The sequence below is a fragment of the Endomicrobiales bacterium genome (assembly GCA_023228045.1).
In the GTDB taxonomy this organism is placed as follows: domain Bacteria; phylum Elusimicrobiota; class Endomicrobiia; order Endomicrobiales; family JALOBY01; genus JALOBY01.
On the sequence record JALOBY010000040.1, the window covers coordinates 1 to 3,283 of the forward strand.

The following is a 3,283-nucleotide window of genomic DNA, read 5'->3' on the forward strand; positions in this document are numbered from 1 at the left end:
TGGAGATCACAAAAAAACAGGTGCGCATAATTATTGAAAATTTTCAGGCAAAAAATATTTCTAGCCCGCTAAATATTACGCTTGGACAAGGAATTTCTCGCGGCGAAAAAATGGATTTTATCATTCAAAAATCGGTTGAACTTGGGGTGCATACAATTGCCCCAATAGTTACCGAAAGATCAAGCTTCAAATTATCTGATGAGCGTCAAACAAATAAGCTTCGTCATTGGCAAAGCATTGCGATTCACGCTTCTGAGCAATCTGGGCGCTGCGATATTGCACAAATTTCAACTATACAGCCACTGGCAACTTGGCTGAATTCGCAGCGCGGCTTGTGTCTGGTGCTTGATCCAAACGCACGTAACAATCTGAAACATGCTCTGGAACAATCCAAACAAAATAATAAAATCGATGCCATAACACTTTTGATCGGGCCAGAAGGCGGGTTAAGCGCAGATGAAATTCAACTTGCAGTAAAATATAACTTCCGGCCAATAAAATTTGGCCCAAGAATATTACGCACTGAAACCGCGGGTTTGGCTATTGTTAGCGTGTTGCAATATCTATTGGGGGATGTTGCGTAATGCATTTTTATTTTCCTTTGCCTTCCTTGAAATGCCTGCGGCAGACAGCGATATAGCGCTCATTTCCACCAACTTCAACTTGAGCCCCCTCCCGGACGGCGTTCCCAAATTCATCAATGCGCATATTCATAGTAGCTTTTTTGCCACAATGACAAATAGTTTTAATTTCGATCAGTTGATCGGCTAAACCCAGTAAATATTTGCTACCTTCAAATAACTCACCCATAAAATCGGTGCGTAAACCATAAGCTAATACCGGGATATTAATTTCATCGGTAATTTCTGCCAATTGCAATACTTGGGCTTTATTTAAAAACTGTGCTTCATCAACTAACACACACTTAATATTTGCATTTTTGGCGCAAGCATTTTTAGCGTAAGTAAATATATTAAAATCACTATCAAAAGGAATGGAATCAGCTTGCAAGCCAATCCTTGAGGCAACTTTATTTTTGCCATAGCGTGTATCAAATGCTGGGGCAAATAGCAGAGTATCCATGCCGCGCTCATTATAGTTGTAACTTGATTGCAACAAAACCGTGCTCTTGCCAGCATTCATAGCTGAATAATAAAAATGTAGTTTGGCCAATTTCAGTCTCCTTGATAAAATGATAAGATAATAAGGTTAGTGGATATTTTAACGTAACAAATTATCGTTACAAGGAGTTAGTATGGATATTTTTTTAAAAACAGTGGCAATTGCTGCTGTTTCAATATTATGGTCCAATTTAACAATCGCTGCCGCGTCACATCCAACTATACAACCACAGCCAAATCAAACTATTAATGCTCCGGCTATTACAAATAACGGTTCTGATTTTAAAATACCGCCTGAAGAACGTATTTGCCCAGAATCGAGCGCATTAGTCAGAGATGGTTTATGGTGGTCGGCTAACAATAAAACATGGAAATCTTATACTCAATCATTTGCAAAAAATATTAAAGATTTTATCGGCGCTCAATGGGCTGGCGTGGTTGTTGGAAAAATTATTTGTTTATACTCTGGTGATGTGGCAACTGAATTCCCGGTTGCTTTAGAGCAGGTTACTTCGCTGCCAGTTCTAGAGCCAAAAGGCGTTGGTTGGAGCGCTCTTACTGACGGGCATAAATTTTGTAAATCATCTAATATTGCAGACTGTAAATTTATGGTGCAGCCAGAAGAAAACGTTACTGATGTTTATAAACAAATTGAATATACTGGCAAAAAAACTAACAATAACTACAATAACTAATTTAAATTAATAGGAATATGCTAATGGAAAATAAAACCAAAAGTACCTGGTTAGTGTTATTTATCATAATACTTTTATTTGTTGCTGGAGTATCTGGTTATGTTTGGTATCAAGCAAATCAACAAACACCTGCGCAACCTCAAACAACAACTTATAACCAACTACAAGCAAAAGTAAACCAGCAGCAATTAGAAATTCAAACCTTACAAAATATGCTGCAAAAAACTACAACAGCAAGTATGCAGCAATCTACGGAAGTAAAGTTAATTGAAATCGAATATCTAATGCACATGGCTAACTTAATTCTCGAAACTAGCCAAAACCTAAAAGATGCTGAAAAGTTTTTATTGTTAGCTAAAGAATATGCTGCTGCTCCTGAATTTACTATGCTGCATTCTGCTTTAACAAAAGATATTTTGTCTGTACAAAATACTCCAAGTGTTGATATTGAAGGTGCGATGTTGCGCCTTGAAATTGCAACCAAACAGGTGACAAATCTGACTTTATTCCCAGAAAAAACTCTCGACAACAAAAATACTTGCAATAACACTGTCACTTCTCCCGCAAATAATTTAACGCAAAACATTTGGCAAAAATCATTACATAATGTTAAAAATGCACTGGCGCGTCTTGTTGTTATCCGTCATCAAGCGGTCGAACCTTTACCAGACCCAAATCAAATTAATATCATTAAAATAAATATCCAAACTAAATTACAAGAAGCAGAATGGGCACTCTTACATAAACAAAATCGGCTATATAAAGCTGCGCTTTTGCAAGCAATTGACTGGGTTAAGCGCTATTTTGCTACGAGCAATCAAACTCAAATGCTCTTAAATAACTTACAGGAATTGCGCGGCCTTGATCTTGAAATACAATTACCAACATTAGTTGCTTCATTTGCAGCATTGCATAATGTAACTCAAGATTTAAGCAGACAACAAACGGCTGAGACTAAACAGCCCACACAAACTACCGCGCCATCAACAACAACACCCGCGCCTACGCCTGCACCTGTGCCCACGCCTACACCGTCAGAACAAGGAGCCAAACTGTTATGAAGCGCCTACTCTTTTATTTAATAATTTTTTTAATCGCAGTTTGGATTGGTGTAATTATGCATCGCGATGCCGGCTATTTATTAATTTCTTATGATCACTGGAGCCTTGAAACTTCATTATGGTTTGCGATTATTGCTGTTTTATGCGGTTTTTTTGGGTTTTATTTTTTATTGCGCTTTGGCAGCACAATCCACATGGCGATAAAACATATTGCGAAAAAATTTGCAAATCGTCGAGAACGCCTGGCACGTAAAAATACTATTATTGGGCTCGTGGATTACATTTCTGGAAATTGGATCAGTGCAGAAAAAAAATTATCACGGACCGCAAAATTTAGTGATATGCCATTAATCAATTATCTTGCAGCAGCTGCATCTGCACAAAAACAGCATTGTATTGAAAGGCG

The 3,283-nt window shown here is 37.8% G+C and carries 5 protein-coding genes; 4 read left to right on the forward strand and 1 reads right to left on the reverse strand.

Annotated features, from left to right (window positions below):
- Positions 1 to 584 (forward strand): 16S rRNA (uracil(1498)-N(3))-methyltransferase (locus tag M0Q46_06635; GenBank protein ID MCK9583269.1); only part of this gene is annotated, 584 nt, incomplete at its 5' end.
- Between the two features lie 7 nt (positions 585 to 591).
- On the opposite strand, the gene M0Q46_06640 is transcribed toward M0Q46_06635, so the two are convergent.
- Positions 592 to 1,173, reverse strand: a complete 582-nt coding sequence (locus M0Q46_06640) for a thymidine kinase (GenBank protein ID MCK9583270.1) — start codon at positions 1,171 to 1,173, stop codon at positions 592 to 594.
- Positions 1,174 to 1,255: 82 nt separating this feature from the next.
- Here M0Q46_06640 and eirA point away from each other — a divergent pair, with 82 nt between their 5' ends.
- The 3 genes from eirA to M0Q46_06655 all read left to right on the forward strand — a co-directional run.
- The gene (gene eirA, locus M0Q46_06645) at positions 1,256 to 1,816 is read left to right on the forward strand and encodes a T4SS-associated protein EirA (protein ID MCK9583271.1); all 561 of its coding nucleotides are present in this window, start codon (positions 1,256 to 1,258) and stop codon (positions 1,814 to 1,816) included.
- A 23-nt stretch (positions 1,817 to 1,839) separates the two neighbouring features.
- Positions 1,840 to 2,877: a uroporphyrinogen-III C-methyltransferase gene (locus M0Q46_06650; protein MCK9583272.1), complete on the forward strand. Its 1,038-nt coding sequence runs from the start codon at positions 1,840 to 1,842 to the stop codon at positions 2,875 to 2,877.
- A partial coding sequence (locus M0Q46_06655) for a heme biosynthesis HemY N-terminal domain-containing protein (protein ID MCK9583273.1) occupies positions 2,874 to 3,283 on the forward strand: 410 nt, incomplete at its 3' end. The genes M0Q46_06650 and M0Q46_06655, both read left to right, overlap by 4 nt.